Origin of the sequence: Bifidobacterium aerophilum (assembly GCF_010667685.1) — a bacterium.
GTDB lineage: Bacteria > Actinomycetota > Actinomycetes > Actinomycetales > Bifidobacteriaceae > Bifidobacterium > Bifidobacterium aerophilum.
Genome location: NZ_WHZW01000019.1, coordinates 1 through 17700 on the forward strand (window position 1 = coordinate 1; position 17700 = coordinate 17700).

General features: G+C 62.7%; 17 protein-coding genes and 1 tRNA gene. 2 read left to right on the top strand and 16 right to left on the bottom strand.

What is annotated here, in order from left to right; translation table 11 throughout:
* Window positions 1–72 precede the first annotated feature (72 nt).
* Window positions 73–588 carry a GIY-YIG nuclease family protein gene (locus GFD25_RS09080; RefSeq protein WP_163232087.1) on the top strand — a complete coding sequence of 172 codons (516 nt, stop codon included), beginning with the start codon at window positions 73–75 and terminating at the stop codon, window positions 586–588.
* Window positions 589–724: 136 nt separating this feature from the next.
* Here the strand turns inward: GFD25_RS09080 and GFD25_RS09085 are convergent.
* The 4 genes from GFD25_RS09085 to truA all read right to left on the bottom strand — a co-directional run bounded on the left by GFD25_RS09085 (window position 725) and on the right by truA (window position 5240).
* Window positions 725–809: transfer RNA gene (locus GFD25_RS09085), tRNA-Ser, on the bottom strand.
* Window positions 810–1000: 191 nt separating this feature from the next.
* Window positions 1001–1801 (bottom strand): transglutaminase family protein, encoded by an 801-nt coding sequence (locus tag GFD25_RS09090; protein WP_163232089.1) that lies wholly within the window; start codon window positions 1799–1801, stop codon window positions 1001–1003.
* A 146-nt stretch (window positions 1802–1947) separates the two neighbouring features.
* Window positions 1948–4140 carry a circularly permuted type 2 ATP-grasp protein gene (locus GFD25_RS09095; RefSeq protein ID WP_163232091.1) on the bottom strand — a complete coding sequence of 731 codons (2193 nt, stop codon included), beginning with the start codon at window positions 4138–4140 and terminating at the stop codon, window positions 1948–1950.
* A 197-nt stretch (window positions 4141–4337) separates the two neighbouring features.
* Window positions 4338–5240 carry a tRNA pseudouridine(38-40) synthase TruA gene (gene truA / locus GFD25_RS09100; RefSeq protein WP_239512521.1) on the bottom strand — a complete coding sequence of 301 codons (903 nt, stop codon included), beginning with the start codon at window positions 5238–5240 and terminating at the stop codon, window positions 4338–4340.
* Window positions 5241–5425: 185 nt separating this feature from the next.
* Here truA and GFD25_RS09105 point away from each other — a divergent pair, with 185 nt between their 5' ends.
* Entirely contained in the window at window positions 5426–10294 is a 4869-nt protein-coding gene (locus GFD25_RS09105; protein ID WP_204314855.1) for a discoidin domain-containing protein, read from the top strand.
* Window positions 10295–10455: 161 nt separating this feature from the next.
* Here GFD25_RS09105 and rplQ read toward each other — a convergent pair whose 3' ends face one another.
* The 12 genes from rplQ to rplR all read right to left on the bottom strand — a co-directional run bounded on the left by rplQ (window position 10456) and on the right by rplR (window position 17699).
* Window positions 10456–10932 carry a 50S ribosomal protein L17 gene (gene rplQ, locus GFD25_RS09110; RefSeq protein WP_163232094.1) on the bottom strand — a complete coding sequence of 159 codons (477 nt, stop codon included), beginning with the start codon at window positions 10930–10932 and terminating at the stop codon, window positions 10456–10458.
* Between the two features lie 87 nt (window positions 10933–11019).
* A complete protein-coding gene (locus GFD25_RS09115; protein WP_163232096.1) occupies window positions 11020–12015 on the bottom strand; it encodes a DNA-directed RNA polymerase subunit alpha in 996 nt (331 codons plus the stop codon).
* A 90-nt stretch (window positions 12016–12105) separates the two neighbouring features.
* Window positions 12106–12507 (bottom strand): 30S ribosomal protein S11, encoded by a 402-nt coding sequence (rpsK, locus tag GFD25_RS09120; RefSeq protein ID WP_033493949.1) that lies wholly within the window; start codon window positions 12505–12507, stop codon window positions 12106–12108.
* A gap of 82 nt (window positions 12508–12589) precedes the next feature.
* Complete coding sequence (gene rpsM, locus GFD25_RS09125) at window positions 12590–12967, bottom strand: 30S ribosomal protein S13 (RefSeq protein WP_152357696.1); 378 nt, start codon at window positions 12965–12967, stop codon at window positions 12590–12592.
* Between the two features lie 149 nt (window positions 12968–13116).
* The gene (gene rpmJ, locus GFD25_RS09130; RefSeq protein WP_003814578.1) at window positions 13117–13230 is read right to left on the bottom strand and encodes a 50S ribosomal protein L36; all 114 of its coding nucleotides are present in this window, start codon (window positions 13228–13230) and stop codon (window positions 13117–13119) included.
* Between the two features lie 21 nt (window positions 13231–13251).
* Window positions 13252–13470 (bottom strand): translation initiation factor IF-1, encoded by a 219-nt coding sequence (gene infA, locus GFD25_RS09135; RefSeq protein WP_003808114.1) that lies wholly within the window; start codon window positions 13468–13470, stop codon window positions 13252–13254.
* Between the two features lie 162 nt (window positions 13471–13632).
* Complete coding sequence (locus tag GFD25_RS09140; RefSeq protein ID WP_163232098.1) at window positions 13633–14196, bottom strand: adenylate kinase; 564 nt, start codon at window positions 14194–14196, stop codon at window positions 13633–13635.
* 132 nt (window positions 14197–14328) lie between these two features.
* The gene (secY, locus tag GFD25_RS09145) at window positions 14329–15666 is read right to left on the bottom strand and encodes a preprotein translocase subunit SecY (protein ID WP_163232100.1); all 1338 of its coding nucleotides are present in this window, start codon (window positions 15664–15666) and stop codon (window positions 14329–14331) included.
* 280 nt (window positions 15667–15946) lie between these two features.
* Window positions 15947–16405, bottom strand: a complete 459-nt coding sequence (rplO, locus tag GFD25_RS09150) for a 50S ribosomal protein L15 (protein ID WP_163232102.1) — start codon at window positions 16403–16405, stop codon at window positions 15947–15949.
* A gap of 2 nt (window positions 16406–16407) precedes the next feature.
* Window positions 16408–16590: a 50S ribosomal protein L30 gene (gene rpmD / locus GFD25_RS09155; RefSeq protein WP_163232104.1), complete on the bottom strand. Its 183-nt coding sequence runs from the start codon at window positions 16588–16590 to the stop codon at window positions 16408–16410.
* A gap of 3 nt (window positions 16591–16593) precedes the next feature.
* On the bottom strand, window positions 16594–17331 hold the full coding sequence (rpsE, locus tag GFD25_RS09160; RefSeq protein WP_163232106.1) for a 30S ribosomal protein S5: 738 nt from the start codon (window positions 17329–17331) through the stop codon (window positions 16594–16596).
* A complete protein-coding gene (gene rplR / locus GFD25_RS09165; RefSeq protein WP_163232108.1) occupies window positions 17328–17699 on the bottom strand; it encodes a 50S ribosomal protein L18 in 372 nt (123 codons plus the stop codon). Before rplR ends, rpsE begins: the two co-directional genes overlap by 4 nt.
* Window position 17700 lies beyond the last annotated feature (1 nt).

Genomic DNA, 17700 nt, shown 5'->3' on the forward strand with positions numbered 1-17700 from the left:
CGTTTTTCAAACAACACCACGCATGGTGCGAGCGTCAGCGTCGCCACTCAATCCATCAGTTAACTAAACACGGTGGAGAACAGGCTCACGGTATATTGGCCCGACGCCATAAACTGGAAACTAGACGGCAACAACGACAGGCCGATTATCTCAATCGAACGACGAGAGAAACGCGCCTTCCCCGGATTCGACGGCCTCATTCTCGAGTTCAAAGAACTGACCGACGTCATCGCGGATCCTGACTACTACAGCGCCTATTACGATGCCATGAGCCAGGTCAGCGCCATCTATCTCATCACCGACACTAAAAGCGGAAAGCAGTATGTCGGGTCCGCCTATGGCGGCGAAGGACTGTGGCAACGCTGGAGCACGTATGCGCACACGCGGGGACGCGGAGGATCCGGGGACGGCGGCAACAAACTGCTCGTGGATCTGCTGAACCGCGGCGGCGAAGGCTATGAGAAAAACCTGCAATACTCGGTGCTCCGGGTGTTGGACAGTGGCCTGTCCACAGACCAGGTCGTCGAGATGGAGAACCTGTACAAGGACAAGCTCGGAACCCGCGAATTCGGATTGAACGCCAACTGATGGTTCCTGTTTCCTGCCGCGGAAGGCACCCACGACGGGAAGCGGGAACGTCATGATCCCCCCACCGTCGCAGCCGGCATGACACCGGTTTCGGCATGAAAAAAGGGTTTCAGGCCGAAGCCTGAAACCCTAGGGGCGGATAAGGCGAGATTCGAACTCGCGGAGGGGTTAACCTCACACGCTTTCGAGGCGTGCTCCTTAGACCGCTCGGACACTTATCCATGCGCTGCGCAAAACGCAACTTGTTCATTATAAGGCGACACGAGGATTTTGCAAATTGCCCGCCCCCGGCGTGGCGCGTGTTTTGAGTGTGCTGGCCGTTGTTAAGTTGTTGGCGGCCGTTGAGTGTGACACTCCCCCGGTCAGTTTTGCTGACAGCCCCCTCAGCCGAGGGGGCCAAGGTGACCAACGCCTACAGCCGCTGTTCGTGCACGGAGGCGTTCACCCACTGCGTCTGCTTGACGTCGTATCCGGAGAAGATGCCGATGTCGAGCATGCAGTCACGGTAATCACGTCCGTGCGCGATGGTGATGTAATTGTCATCGACCATGCGGTCGTGCGTCGGATCGAGGCCGATCCAGCGTCCGCCATGGTAGATCTCGACCCACGCGTGCGTCGCCCCTTCGCCTCCAAGCAGACCGGCGATGTATCGCGCGGTCAGTCCGACGTGACGACATACCGACAGCATCACATGCGCGTAGTCCTGGCACACGCCCTTGCGCTGGGCGAGCGCCTCCTCGGCCGTGGTGCGGATCGTGGTGGACGCCGGCGTGTAGACGAACGCGTGGAACACTTCGTCCATCACCTCGCGCGCCTGATCGATCGGCGTCGCGTCGATCGGCAACGCGGACAGCCTGATCCTGCACATTTCGATCATGCGCTCGATGCACGGTCCGGGAATGGTCAGTGCGGAATTGAACCGGTACAGCGGCTTGTAGATCTCCGGCTTGATGTGCTCGTTGTCGACGAACGCGATGCCCTTGACCGTGTAGTTGAACATTTCGTGCGGTTCGGGGATGAACCCGGTCATCACCACGGAATCGAACGAGTCGATCGTGGTTTCGAGATCGACATGCGGTTCGATGTCCACTTCCACGTCCACGACCTGCTGGCGCGGTCCGGTCGCCGGCACGCAGCGCAGCTGGAATCGGTGATCGGTGACCGGCGAGCTGAACGACAGCTTCATCTCGTAGTCGAACACCAGTTTTTTCATGAACACGACTCCTCGGTGGACGGCCCTACCTGCTTTCTTCTCCACTGTAGCCTACCGGCGGGCATGGCGCACACAATCGGCCATGCCGCGGGCCGCCCGCCGCCGGCAGGACCGAAGCCGGACCGCCGGCGGAACGAACGACGACGTCACGGACGTTTGGCGTCCATGTTCATCGAGCTGAGCGACCCCGCGTCCTTGACGTCGCCGGCGATCGCACGGCTGTTGAAATCGTCGAGGAATCCCTGCAGGCGCTTGGTCAGTTCCGGATAGCCGCGGTCCGGCAGCTGGCCGAGCAGCCAGCTGATGCCCGACACGAAGCAGGACGGCAGCGGCTTGCCGTCGAGCGCGCGCGAATACGTCTCCAGCTTGGCGAGCGGGGCATCCAGCTCGTCCTCGGGCAGGCGGAAGCGCGTGTACAGGTCGATGCGTTCGATGTACTTGCCGATGAAGATGAACGCCTTGAGCGTCACGTCGACGGTCGAGTTCTCGACGCCGCCCCAGAACGCGAGCATGTCGTCGGCGATGTCGCGCTGCGCGTAGATGTCGCTCGCGCTGGCCGACCGTTCGGCCGCGTCGGTGATGTTCGTGACGGCGAGTTCGACGTACTGCAGCAGCCGGGACGTGAGCTCCGGCCGCAGCACGACGGCGTTGTTGAACGCGGAGACGATCGCGCTGCGCACCGAATCGGGATTCTTGCCGTCGTACAGGAACGAGTGGATGAACTCGTCGAAGTCCTCGAAGTCCTCGGGCAGGTCGAGCGCGCGGGCGAACGGACGGAACGCGTCCACGTCCGTGTCCATCACTCGGTCGTAGAACGGGAAGAACTGGACGAGCGTGGTGAACGCGCGCTCGGTGTACCGGCCGAGCCAATACAGGTTGTCCGCCTTGGACGCGGTGACCAGCGACAGCGTATGCTTGCGCGAATGCGGGATCAGGTTCACGGACGCGACCGATTCGTTGCGCTGCTGCGCGCGCTCGTGCGACTCGCTGCCGTGCTCGGGCGCGAGCACCCACGTGTCCTTGAACCCGCCGCCCTGCGACGAGTTGACGATCATCTGGCCGGGCACCGACGAATAGCGGGTCAGTCCGGAATACCAGACGTGCGTGTTCTGTCCGGTCACGACGAACGCACGCAGGTCGGCCTTGCGCGGGCTCGCCTCGCCGGTTTCGGGATCGATCACGTCGATGTCGCGGAACTGGATGACCTCCTGGGCGATGAACCGGCGCGGCTCGGCCTTGATCCGGTCGGCCAGCTCCTCGCGCGCGGCGGCGTCAAGCGACGAGCCGAACACGACGCCGTATCCGCCGGCTTCGGCCACGTCCTTGATCACCAGCTCGCCAAGCCGGTCGAGCACCTCCTTGCGGTCCTTGTCGAACATCGGCATGTACGTCGGCGCGTTGTGCAGGATCGGTTCCTCGCCGAGATAGTACTTGATCATCTGCGGCACGAAATAGTAGATCGCCTTGTCGTCGGCCGCGCCGTTACCGGGCGCGTTGATGATCGCGACGTTGCCGGAACGGTACGCCGACAGCAGTCCGGGCACGCCGATCACCGAATCCGGGTTGAACGCGAACGGGTCCAGATACTCATCCGACAGGCGGCGGTACACCGCGCCCACACGATGCCGGTTGCCGGCGTAATCAAGGAAGAACAGCTTGTTGTCGACGACTTCGAGGTCCTCGGGGAACGCAAGCGCCGCGCCGGTCTTCTCGGCGAGGTAGGCGTGCTCGAAGAACGCGGAATTGTAGCGGCCGGGCGTGAGCACCACGGCGATGCCTTCGGTCGAGACGAAGTCCATCGCCTTGCGCAGCAGGCGCGGATAGTCACGGTTGTCGCGCACGTGCACCTCGCGGAACAGCTTCGGGTTGGTGCGACGCTCGATGTCGCGCGCGAACAGCGGGTAGCTGGCTCCGGACGGGATGCGCAGGTTGTCTTCGAGCACCCACCAGCGACCGTCCTCGCCCTGCACGAGATCCTCGCCGGCGATGTGCGCGAAGATGCCGCCCGGAGGGGTCACGCCGTTGACCTGCGGGAAGTAGCCGGCCGACGTGTACACGTATTCCTCGGGGATGATGCCGTCGTGGATGATGTGCTTGTCGGAGTAGATGTCCTTGAGATACGCGTTGAGCGCGTTGACGCGCTGTTTGAGACCGGCTTCCAGCTCGTCGAACTCATCGGACTCGATGATGCGCGGGATCGGATCGTAGGGGAACAGGCGGTCGTGGTATTCGCCGTTCTTGTATACGCCGAACCGCACGCCGTTGCGGCTCAGCTCGCGGTTGATCGCCTCGCGACGGTTGACCAGTTCGCCCGCCAGATTGATCGCCGATGCAGCCATGTCTCGCTCCTCGCCTTCGTCCGTCCGTTTCCGGTTCCCGCCGCCGGTGCATGATGACGCGTGCCATGCATGGACCTTGGCGGGCGGCGGCAGGCCGACCGTCGCAAGCGCGCGCTTGCGCCGCGGCCATCGCCGTGAATACCGGTTACCGTAGTCGCGCACGGTTACCGGACATGGGCGACTGTGTTACGGGAGTGCTACAGCGTGCGCTTGGCGCGGATGGCTTCGGCGCGGGCGGCGAGCTGGTCGTCGGCCGGGTAGGCGATGTGTTCGAGCGTGAGTCCCTGCGGCGCGATCGGTCCGGTCGACCCTTCGCGCAGGGGCGTCGCCATCTTGCCGGCGAACCAGTCCAGCGAACGTTTGCCGATGCCGACCTGCACGCAGCCGCCGACCAGGGATCGCACCATGTTGCGCGCGAACGCGTCGGCCACGATCGTGAAGCACAGCAGTCCCGATTCGACGGCCGGCGTACGGTATCGCTCCCCCATCGCCTCGTCGTTGCCGATCAGAGGGCGGGACGGGATCCGCCGCCAGTATGCGGTCTTGACGTCGCGGATCGTCGTGCCGCCCGGGTTCGGGGTGGCGAACGAGCCGAAGTCATGCAGGCCGATCGTCATCGCGGCGGCCTCGTTCATCGCGGCAACGTCGAGATCGGCGTCCAGATGCAGCACGAAGCCGCGCATGCGCGGGTCGACTTCGGACGCGCGGTCGGCGATGCGGTAGACGTAGGTGCGTTCCAGCGCGGAGAACCGCGCGTCGAAGCCGTCCGGCGCCGGCGTAATCGATCGGATCGTGATATCGGGCGGCAGGATTCTCTGCATGCGTCGGGTGAGCGCGACGACCGGCGGCACGTCCATGTGTCCGACCGCGCGCGCGAGCACGTCTTCGGACACGTCGACGTGGCAGACCTGATGACTGGCGTGCACGCCGGTGTCGGTGCGGCCGGCGACGACCAGTCGCAACGGTTCGTCCACGTCGCCGTCGGGTACGCGCAGGATGCGGTGCAGCGCGGATTCGATCTCCCCCTGCACGGTGCGCAGGGCGGGCTGTTTCGCCCAGCCGTAGAATCCGCCGCCGTCATATGCCAGGTCGATTCGCAGTCGTATCACGGCTGACCAGTATACCGGCACGAACGTGGTTCGGTCGATGGCAGTCAGCGGCATGTGCGGTCGAGCACCCCAACGATGCAAACGAATCACTATACGAGACATCGAAGACTACCCCAATATGTAAACTTTGTTTACATTGGCGCAAGGAGGCGTCAACCAACAGTAATGGAGAAAATATGCAACTGAAAGGCATACGACGAGCGCTCGGAGGCATCATCGCTGCCGCAACGCTGCTCAGCATAGGCATAACCGGCGTGGGGACCGCATTCGCTGCGGACGACGCCAATCTTGCCTTGAATAAAACAGCCACGGCGAGCTCATATGAGTCCGGCACCACGTTCACCGCCGACAAGGCCGTGGATGGCGATGAATCCACCCGTTGGGGTACCGGTCAAAACGTCGCGGATAACGAGTGGCTCAATGTTCACCTGGCCGACACCGCGGAAACCGTGCGTCAGGTCAACATCGACTTCGAACGTACCGATGCCGCGCAAAACATCCTGAGCTATAAGGTCGAGCTCAAGAATGCAGAAGGCACCTACGAGACCGCCTACACCAAGGCCAACGACGGCACCCGTGCCAAGCAGCATGAACGCGTGCAGTTCGATGCCGACAAGCAGGCCACCGATGTGAGGGTCACCATCCTCAAGGCCGACGGCGGCACGCTCAACTGGGTCAACGTGGGCATCAACGAGCTTTCCGTCTATGCGAGCATCCAGAAGGACATCATCTCCACCGCAGACGTGAACCACATGTCCAGCGCCACGATGACCGCATCAACCGTGGAAGAGGGTACGCAGTTCACCGCCGACAAGGCGACGGACAGCGATGCGAGCACCCGTTGGGCCAGTGACTACACGGCATCGACCGCCCAGTGGATCAAGGGCACCTTCGCCAACCCGACGGTCATCAAAGAGGTGCAGATTACCTTCAACACCCGTAACACCTCGCCGGAACCCTCCAACGTCAAGTCCTTCGACCTGAAGTACACCGACGAGAACGGCGCCGAGCAGACCGCCGAGGCAAACCATGCGGTCGAGGCCAGCGGACAAGGTTTCGCCACCAAGGTGACGATCAAGCTTGACGAGGCCATCACCGCCGAGTCGCTGACGCTGACCAACTTCAACACCGACGGCAACACCAACTGGAACAACATCTCGATCGCCGACTGGAAGGCCTATTCCAACGAACAGGTCGCCTCGCTCGACAGCATCGTCGCGCAACTGCAGAACGATCACAAGACCATCGGCACCGACGTTGACACGCTCACGCTCCCCGAAGTGCCGACCGGCTACACGATCAAGTTCAACGGCGCCGACTTCGAGCAGCTGATCTCCAAGGATCTCAAGATCAACCACCCACTCAACGACAAGACCGTGAACGTGTCCTACGTGGTCACCAAGACCTCCGACAACACCACGGCCACCACCGAAGACATCCCGTACACGCTGACCGGCACCGCCACCGAGCAGACCGGCAAGAACGCGAAGCCGAACATCATCCCGGAGATCGCCGAATGGCATTCCGAGTCCGATATGAAGGTTTCCGCAGCCTCGCTGACCGCCGTCACCTATGACGACGACTCGCTCAAGGCCGTGGTCGACGAGTTCGTCGCCGACTACAAGGACTTCACCGGCCGCACGCTGACCGCTTCCAAGGAAGCCGCCAAGGCCAACGCGTTCAACTTCTCCAAGCCGGCCGACGCTTCGGCGAGCGCCATGCTCAAGCAGCTGGGCGACGAAGGCTACACGATGGACATCAAGGCCGACCGCATCGACGCCGCATCCACGTCCGTGACCGGCAACATGTATGCGATGCAGACCATTCTGCAGATGACCAAGCAGGACGACACCGGTTTCGTCATCGGCCAGATGCGTGACTATCCGCGCTTCACCGTGCGCGGATTCGTGCTCGACATGGCCCGCAAGCCCATCTCGCTTGACATGGTCAAGCAGATGGCCCGTACCATGCGCTATTACAAGATGAACGACCTGCAGACCCACCTGTCCGACAACTACATCTTCCTTGAGGATTACGGCGTCTACGACACCGAGGACGAGGGATACAAGGCCTACGACGCGTTCCGCCTGGAGACCAGCGTCACGAACAGCAAGGGAGAATCCCCCACCGCCACCGACTACGCGATCTCCAAGAAGGACTTCCGTGAGTTCATCCAGTCCGAACGTTCCGTCGGCATGAACATCGTGCCCGAGATCGATATGCCGGCCCACGCGACCGCGTTCACCAAGGTGTGGCCCGAGCTGGCCGTCCAGAACAAGTCGACGCAGGGCGGAAAGCGACCGCTCATCGATCACCTTGACGTGACCAAGGACGAGACCATGCGTCTGATCGAGTCGATCTTCGACGACTACACCAAGGGCGACAACCCGACGTTCGATTCGAAGACCACCGTGCATGTGGGTGCCGACGAGTTCCTGGCCAGCAACGAAGGCTACCGTAAGTTCGTCAATGACATCGTGCCCTACGTCAAGGCCACCAACCCGGTGCGTCTGTGGGGCAGCCTGTCCTACGCCACCGGCAGCACCGTAATCACCAAGGACGCCATCGACAATGTCGAGATGAACCTGTGGTCAAGCGGCTGGGCCGACGGCGTGCAGATGTACAACATGGGTTACAAGCTCATCAACACCATCGACACCTACGGCTACATGGTCCCGAACGGCTCCGGCTCCAAGGGCGCATACGGTGATTACCTGAACGTGACCGACGTGTTCAACAACTTCGCCGCCAACCGCGTCGGCACTTCGGGAGGCTGGAAGTACATCCCGTCCAGCTCCGATCAGACGCTCGGCGCCGCGTTCGCCATCTGGAACGACAACATCGACAAGAGGGCTTCCGGCCTGACCGAATCCGATGAGTACGCCCGCTTCTTCGACGCGCTGCCCGTCTACGCCGAGAAGAACTGGGCCACCACCGGCAAGGAGAAGGGTACGGCCGCCGCGCTCACCGCGCTCGCCAAGACGCAGGGCGATGCTCCTCGCACCAACCCCTACTATCATGCAACGGCTGACGGCAACGGCGACTACGAGCAGTACGCGTTCGACGGCACCGGCGACGCAGCCAAGGCCGACTCCTCCGAGTCCGGCCGCGACCTGACCCTTGACGGCGACGGCAACACCGCCGAAATCAAGGACGGCGCGCTGAACCTCAAGGGTGGTGAGTCCTACGTCACCACGCCGCTCGACAAACTCGGCAACGGCAACGAGGTCTCCTTCGACGTGACGCTCAACGAGCCCACCAAGCCCGGCGATATCCTGTTCGAGTCGGACACCGACTACTCCACGCAGGACATCCGCATCATGGACGACGGCACGCTGGGCTTCACGCGCGAACTGTACGACTACAGCTTCGGCTATACGCTGCCGGTCGGCAAGAAGGTCAACGTGACCATCGTCACCAGCCAGCAGAAGACCCAGCTGTACATCGACGGCAAGTTCGTGGCCAACGCGTCCGGCAAGTTCGTGAACAAGGGTCTGACCAAGAAGACCGGCATCACGAACTCCACGTTCGCCCTGCCGCTGCAGCGTATCGGGTCCAAGACCCAGGCCATCAACGCGACGATCGACAACGTGACCGTGCGGAAGGCCACGGAGAAGAACGCCGATCCGTATGGGAAGAGCTGCTGGACCGGCGCGACGAACTCCGAAACACCCGCCCAGTCCAACGGCACCGAAGGTCTGCTCAGCTACGCGTTCGACGGCAAGTCAAACACCATCTGGCACTCCAACTGGGTCGGCGCAAGCGACCAGCTGACGAACGGCAAGACGTACTACGCCGAGATCACGTTCTGCAACCCGCTGACCATCAACCAGTTCTCGTTCACTCCGCGTACCGATAAAGACAGCGGCATCGTCACCAAGGCCGATCTGCAAATCAAGGGACCGAGCGACACCGACTGGAAGACGGTTGCCACGGATCAGGCGTTCGCCGCCGACCACTCCACGAAGACCTTCTCCTTCCCCGAGCAGCAGGTCAAGGCCGTCAAGTTCACCGCCAAGCAGTCGAACGATGACTGGGTCGCCGTATCCGAGTTCGAGGTGAACGACGTACGCTCCCATGTGTGGGCTGGCGCGTCGCCGGCTGAGGCGGGCACGGTGAGTGCCACCGTCGAGGGCGACGAAGCTGGCGAGGTCGGCGCGACCGCATCCGTGGATGTGGCCGCCGGAACCACCGTGACGCTCAAGGCCACCGCCGAGGAAGGCTATCGTTTCGTCGGCTGGTACGACAATGTCAGCGAGAACGCGGTTTCGACCGACGCCTCGTATGAGATCACACCGAACGGCAACGTCGCATACACTGCGAAGTTCGAGAAGATCCCCGACACGGTTGTTCCGGTGGAATCCGTGAAGGTGTCCGGTAACGCTTCGATGAAGGTCGATGACGAGCAGACGCTGACCGCGACCGTTAAGCCCGACAACGCCACCGATAAGTCCGTGACGTGGAAGTCCTCGGATACTTCGGTCGCCACGGTTGACGCCGATGGCACCGTCACGGCAAAGGCCGAAGGCAACGTGACCATCACCGCCACGTCGGTTGCCGACTCGAGCAAGTACGGCGAAATCACCATCGCCGTCACCGCCAAGAGCGGCGGAAACGGCGACGATCAGAAGCCGGAAACGACGGTCACTGTCGAATCCGTGGCCGTGACCAGCGCCGACGGCAAGAACAAGATTACCGCCGGCAAGAAGCTCACGCTGAACGCTGCGGTAACCACCAAGCCGGCTGGCAAGAACGTTGCCGTCACGTGGAAGTCTTCGGACGAGTCCATCGCTACGGTTGACGCCAACGGCGTGGTGACCGGCGTGAAGGCTGGCAAGGTGACCATCACCGCCACCGCTGGCGGCAAGACCGGACAGATCACCGTTGAGGTCGTGCCGGCTTCCGGAGACACCTCCAGCACCACCAAGCCGAACAAGAAGCCCGGTGTTGCCGACACCGGTGCAACGGTCTCGGCTGTGGCCCTGATGGGTGCGCTGCTGCTCGCCTGTGGCATTGCGATGAAGACCCGCAAGGCTCGCGCCTGACGGCTCATGGCATGTGAGCCCGGCCTGTCGCCGGGCTCACGCCGATAACTGAACAGATAACTCAATACATGGCTGCATGCCATACGAAAACGGGGCTGACACCTTACGGATGTCAGCCCCGTTATTGTTGCCTGACTAGGCAATTCAATCAGCTAAGAGACTCACTCAGCGTTCTCGGCGGGAGCCTCGGTAGCCTCGGCAACGGCCTCAGCCGGCGCAGCGGTCTCCTCGGCGACCTTGGTCGCGGCTTCGGCTTCCTTCACGACGGCCTTCTTGGCGACCGGCTCGGTGACGAGCTCGATGATCGCGGCCGGAGCGGCGTCGCCCTTACGCGGGGCGATCTTCACGATGCGGGTGTAGCCGCCCTCGCGCTGCTCCATCTGCTCGGCGATCTGCGTGAACAGAACGTGCACGACGGACTTGTTGCGGATGACGCGCATCACGCGACGACGGGAGTGCAGATCACCGCGCTTCGCGAAGGTGATCAGGCGCTCGGCCAGCGGACGGAGGCGCTTGGCCTTCGGCAGCGTGGTGACGATGCGGCCGTTCTGGAACAGGCTCGTGGCCATGTTCGCGAGCATCAGGCGCTCGTGGGCCGGGCTGGAGGCCAGACGCGGCCCCTTCTTCGGTGTAGGCATGTTAACTCCTTGAATGCCCCGCCGCGCTCAGGTGGGCATATGCCCGAACGTCCGGGCGCGGCGGAGTGGTTGGTCAAAAGCGGGAAATCACTCGTCTTCGGGCGAGTAGAAGGTGCCGCCTTCGAGGTTGGTGGTATCGAAGCCCAGCGGGGAGGCCTTGAGCGACAGTCCGAGGGACTGCAGCTTGTCCTTGACCTCGTCAATCGACTTCATACCGAAATTGCGGATGTCGAGCAGATCCTGCTCGGTGTGGTTGACCAGCTCACCGATGGTGTGGATGCCCTCACGCTTGAGGCAGTTGTAGCTGCGCTGGGTGAGGTTGAGATCCTCGATCGGCACGGCCATCTCCGGGTTGGTCTCCTCGGCCACCGGGGCCGGGCCGACCTCGACGCCTTCGGCCTGGGCATTGAGCTCACGGCACAGGCCGAAGAGCTCGACCAGGGTCGAACCGGCGGAAGCGACCGCGTCACGCGGCGAGATGGCGGGCTTGGTCTCCACGTCCAGAATGAGCTTGTCGAAATCCGTGCGCTGTTCCACACGGGTGGCCTCGACCTTGTAGCTCACCTTGAGCACCGGGGAGTAGATCGAGTCGACCGGGATGCGGCCGATCTCGTCGTTGTCCTGCTTGTTCATCTGCGCCGGCACGTAGCCGCGGCCGCGCTCGACGGTGAACTCGATCTCGAGTTCGCCATCCTCGGCCAGGGTCGCGATGTGCATCTCCGGGTTGGCGATGGTAACGCCGGCCGGCGGGGTGATGTCACCCGCAGTGGCCTCGCCTTCGCCGCTCTTGCGCAGATACATGACGACCGGCTCGTCGTACTCGCTGGTGAGCACGATGCCCTTGATGTTGAGCAGGATCTCGGTCACGTCCTCTTCGACACCCGGCAGAGTGGTGAACTCGTGCAGGGCGCCGGAGATGCGAACCGAAGTCACAGCCGCGCCCGGAATCGAGCTCAGGAGGGTACGGCGCAGGGAATTGCCCAGCGTATAGCCGAAACCAGGCTCAAGAGGCTCGATGGTGAAGCGGGAGCGCTGCGGGTTGAGGACTTCCTCGGTCAGTGTCGGACGCTGTGCGATAAGCACTGTGTTATCCTTTCAGCTTCTGGTCGGTGGTGCACTCACCGGCCAGGCAAGCGGCTTTGGATGAATTGCGATGTCTAGTGCTCAGACGGCTCAGACGCGACGACGCTTCGGCGGACGAACGCCGTTGTGCGCCTGCGGGGTGACGTCGGTGATCGAACCGACCTCAAGACCGGCGGACTGCAGGGAGCGGATGGCGGTCTCGCGACCGGAACCCGGGCCCTTGACGAAGACGTCGACCTTCTTCAGACCGTGCTCCATCGCCTTGCGGGCGGCGGACTCAGCGGCCATGCCAGCGGCGTACGGCGTGGACTTACGGGAGCCCTTGAAGCCGACATCGCCACCGGACGCCCAGGACACGACGGCGCCGGACGGATCGGTGATCGAGATGATCGTGTTGTTGAAAGTGGACTTGATGTGAGCCTGACCCACCGGGATCGACTTGCGGTCGCGGCGACGGACGGGCTTACGAGCGGCTTGCTTTGCAGCTGCCATTGACCCTCGTTTCCTAGTAACGAACTTGTTTGTCTGTCCGGACGATGGGATGGATCATCCCGTGGCCCGGACGAGCCACCTACTACTTGGTGGCCTTCTTCTTTCCGGCGACCGTGCGCTTCGGGCCCTTGCGGGTACGGGCGTTGGTCTTGGTGCGCTGACCGCGCACGGGCAGACCCTTACGATGACGCATGCCCTGATAGCAGTTGATCTGGATCTTACGACGGATGTCCGCATCGATTTCACGACGCAGATCGCCTTCGATCTTGTAGTTGCCCTCAAGATAGTCACGCAGCGTGATCAGCTGCTCATCCGTCAGATCCTTGACGCGGGTGTCCGGGTTGATACCGGTCGCGGCAAGCGTTTCCTTCGCACGAGTGCGACCCACACCGAAGATGTAGGTGAGGGCGATTTCAATGCGCTTCTCATTGGGGATGTCGACTCCGGCAAGACGTGCCATTGCGATTCCTTCTATGCTCCGCAGGTCGTGCACCGAGTCGTCCGGTCTCCCGGCCCGGGCCTGCGTACCCGGGGTTCAGACGCGCCTCTCGGGAGAGACTCGCCTGTGACTCAGCGCCTGGTTTATTTATGGTGCCGCTGGATCTGCTCTCAGCCCTGACGCTGCTTGTGGCGCGGGTTCGTGCAGATCACCATGACGCGGCCGTGACGACGGATCACGCGGCAGTTTTCGCAGATCCTCTTCACACTAGGGCTGACCTTCATGGTTTTCCTTTACTTGTACCTTTACTTGTAGCGGTACGTAATCCTTCCGCGGTTCAGATCGTACGGGCTCATCTCAAGCACCACGCGATCCTGCGGCAGGATACGAATGTAGTTCTTGCGCATCTTGCCGGAGATCGTGGCGAGCACGATGTGCTTGTTCTCGAGTTCGACGCGGAACATCGCGTTCGGCAGCGCTTCCACTACCTGACCTTCGACTTCAATCACACCGTCTTTTGCCATGAGCCTCGTTATCCGTTCCTCGGGACAATTACCGTTAGTGAGTCCGAAGACACACCAACGGAATAATATACACGAACACGGGGATCACGACACGCCGAGTGTCATGATCCCCGTGTTCGGTGAAAATATGCTATGCGCTGGTGCGGTGCCGGCGACCGTCGCTCAGGCCTCGAGCGCCTTGACGATGTTCGCCTGGATCGCGTCGATCTCGCCGACGCCGTCGATGGCGACCAGTTGGCCGCGCTGCTTGTAGACGTCGAGCAGCGGGGCGGTTTCCTTCGCATAGGTGGCCAGGCGCTTGGCGATGGCCTCCGGGGTGTCGTCGGAACGGCCCTGCTCCTGGGCACGCTTGGCGATGCGCTCCATGAGCACGTCGTGGTCGGCGTCAAGGGCGACGACCTTGTCGAGCGGGGTGCCCAGCTCTTCAAGCATCTGGTCGAGGGCCTCGACCTGGGAGGCGTTGCGCGGGTAGCCGTCGAGGATCCAGCCGTTCTTGGCGTCGTCCATGGCCAGACGGTCCTTAACGATCTTGTTGGTCAGCTCGTCCGGGACCAGCTCGCCCTTGTCGGTGTACTTGAGGGCCTCAAGACCCAGTTCGGTCTTGTTCTTGATGTTGTAACGGAAGATGTCGCCGGTGGAGATGGCCGGGATGCCGAAGTGCTCGGCGAGCAGCGCGGCCTGAGTGCCCTTGCCCACGCCCTGCGGGCCCATGATAAGAAGACGCATGTCTTGGCTCCTTTGCTGATGTATTGGGTGTTTGGAAACGGATGGCTCCGTCGTCGGACGGTCCACGGGACTGTCCTCCTCCTCGCGCGGCCGCCCGCCCATTGCGGGCGGCCAGGTGAGCCGAGAAAACTCTTACTTGCCTTCCTTGTGATCCACGTTCTCGAGCAGGAAGCCGGTGTACTGGAACTGCTCGGTCTGGGCCTTGGCCTGACGCAGCGTGTCGAGGCCGACGCCCGCGATGATCAGAATGGTGGTGCCGCCGAACGGCAGCTGGGTGTTGAGCTGCAGGCCCATGATGAGCACGGTCGGGATGAGGGCCACGAACAGCAGGTAGACGGCGCCCACCGTGTTCAGGCGGTTCATCACGTAGCTCAGGTAGCGGCTGGTGGCGCTGCCGGCGCGGATGCCCGGGATGAAGCCGCCGTACTGCTTCATGTTGTCGGCGGTCTCGTCAGGGTTGAACGTGATCTCGGTGTAGAAGAAGCAGAAGAACACGATCATCAGCGCGTACAGGCCGATATACCACACGGACGTGGTGTTGGCGAGGTTGTTGTTGATCCACTTGACCCAGTTCGCGTCGGAATCGCCGAACTGCGCGATCAGGGTCGGGATGGCGAGGATCGAGGACGCGAAGATCGGCGGGATGACGCCGGACATGTTGATCTTCAGCGGCAGGTAGGTGGAGGAGCCGCCGTACATCTTGCGGCCGATCATGCGGCGCGTGTACTGCACCGGGATGCGGCGCTGGCACAGTTCGACGAAGTCGACGAAGATCAGGATGACCAGCAGCACGCCGGCGACGATCGCGAACTTCGGCCAGTTGCCGTCGGTGCCCTTGGTGCCCCAGCCGATCTCCCACAGCTGCGGCAGGAAGCCGGAGCAGATGGACATGAAGATCAAGATGGACATGCCCTGACCGATGCCCTTGTCGGTGATCAATTCGGCCATCCACATGATCAGGCCGGTGCCGCCGGTCATGATGAGCACCATGACGATGAGGTTCCACACGGAACCGTCCGGGATGACCTGGGAGCAGGAGTAGTTGAAGAGCGCGCCGGAACGGGCGGTGACGAGGATCGTCGTGGACTGCAGCACCGCCAGGCCGATGGTCAGGTAACGGGTGTACTGCGTCAGCTTCGCCTCGCCGGACTGGCCTTCCTTGTGCAGCGCCTCGAAGCGCGGGATGACGACGCGCAGCAGCTGCACGACGATGGACGCGGTGATGTACGGCATGACGCCCAGCGCGAAGATCGACAGCTGCAGCATGGCGCCGCCCGAGAACAGATTGACCAGTCCGATGAAGTTTTCGGACGCGGTCTTCATCGTGCCCACGCATTCCTGCACGACCTTGTAATCAACGCCCGGCGTCGGAATGAACGAACCGATGCGGTAGATGATGATCATGCCGAACACGAACAGTATCTTGTTTCGTAGCTCTTTGGTACGGAAGGCCTGGATTAACGTCCTCACCTGGGTTCCTTTCCTATGTGCGCCCCACGCGCACCCATCCGGACAGACTCTAGTCGTCGAGTCTAGCGTACAGTGTCTACCTCTGCCCCATAGCAGCGGTTCTCATGTCCAATATTGTTGTGTTCCCGATCGGTTCCCGACTCCCCTGGCATTCCCCGGACACAGGGGCGGGAGACGATATGCGAAGACGATATTCACGGGAACGAAAATGACCCCCGGCCGCATACGCGGTCGAGGGTCATCATTCGTATCGCACTGCGGTGTATCTCGCGCGGGGAGATTACTCCTCGGAGACGGAACCGCCGGCGGCCTCGATCTTCGACTTGGCCGAAGCGGAGGCCTTCACGCCCTTGATGTTGAGCGCAACGGTGACCTCACCGTCGCCCAGCACCTTGACGGGCTGGTTGGCGCGCACGGCACCCTTGGCGACCAGGTCGGCGACGGTCACGTCACCGCCGGCCGGGAAGAGCTTGGCGAGGGCTTCCACGTTCACGACCTGGAACTCCTGCTTGAAGGGGTTCTTGAAGCCACGGAGCTTCGGCAGGCGCATGTACAGCGGCAGCTGGCCACCTTCGAAGCCCGGACGAACCTGGTAACGCTTCTTGGTGCCCTTTTCGCCACGGCCCGAGGTCTTACCCTTGGAACCTTCACCGCGGCCCACGCGGATGCGATCCTTCTTGGCGCCCGGAGCCGGACGCAGATCGTGCATCTGCAGGATGGTGGTTTCTTCTTCTGCCATAATCAGTCGACCTCCTCAACGGTGACCAGGTGGCGCACCGTCAGGATCATGCCACGAGTGTTCTTGTTGTCCTCGAGGACAACGCTCTGGCCGATCTTGCGCAGACCGAGGGTCTGAGCGGTGGCGCGCTGCTTGGGCGTACGGTTTACCAGACCGTGGTGCAGGGTGATCTTCAGGTTAGCCATCTATCACTCACCATCCTTCTGCTGAGCCTGGGCGGCGGCCGCAGCCTCTTCGCGGGCCTTGCGGGCCTCGTCGATGCCGGCGGCGCGGGCGCGCAGGAGGGCGTCCGGAGCGACCTCGTTGAGGGCCAGACCACGGCGGGCCGCGATCTCTTCCGGATCCTCGAGCTGCTTGAGGGCGGCCACGGTGGCGCGAACCATGTTCACGGCGGTGGCGGAGCCCATCGACTTGGTCAGGATGTCGGTGATGCCGGCGCACTCCATGACGGCGCGGACCGGACCACCGGCGATAACGCCGGTACCCGGGGCGGCCGGGCGAAGCAGCACGGTGCCGGCGGCGTCGTGGCCGATCACCGGGTGGGTGACGGTGCCGCGGACGCGCGGAACGGTGAACATGTGCTTCTTGGCGTCGAGCTGGCCCTTGGCGATGGCGGCCGGAACCTCACGGGACTTGCCGTAGCCAACGCCGACGGTGCCGTTGCCGTCACCGACGACCACGAGCGCGGCGAAGCTGAACGTACGGCCGCCCTTGTGGGTCTTGGACACACGGTTGATGGTCACCACGCGGTCGAGCAGCTCATCGCCCTGCTTCTCTTCGCGACGGTTGCGACGCTCGCCGCGACGGCCTTCGCCGCGCTGGCCACGACGGGACTTGCGGTCCTCGTTCGCGTTGTTGGTCTCAGCCGCCTCAGTGTTCTGAGTTTCTTCAGCCACTTGGGTTTCCTTCTGGATTTCGTCGCTCACAGTGCCAGACCTCCCTCGCGGGCGCCTTCAGCGACAGCTGCAACGCGACCGGTGTACTTGTTGCCGCCACGGTCGAAGACGACGGCCTCGATGCCCGCGGCCTTGGCCTTCTCGGCCACCAGCTCGCCGACCTTCTTGGCGGCCTCGACCTTGGTGCCCTCGAAACCGGCGAAGTCGGCGGTCAGGGTCGAAGCGGAGACCAGGGTGATGCCCTTGGTGTCGTCGACGATCTGGGCGACCATGTGACGGTTGGAGCGGGAGACAACGAGACGCGGCATTTCCGGAGTGCCGGAGATGTGCTTGCGCAGACGGGCGTGACGACGCTTGAGCGCGACCTTCTTGCCCTTGCCGAGAATCTTAACGCTCATA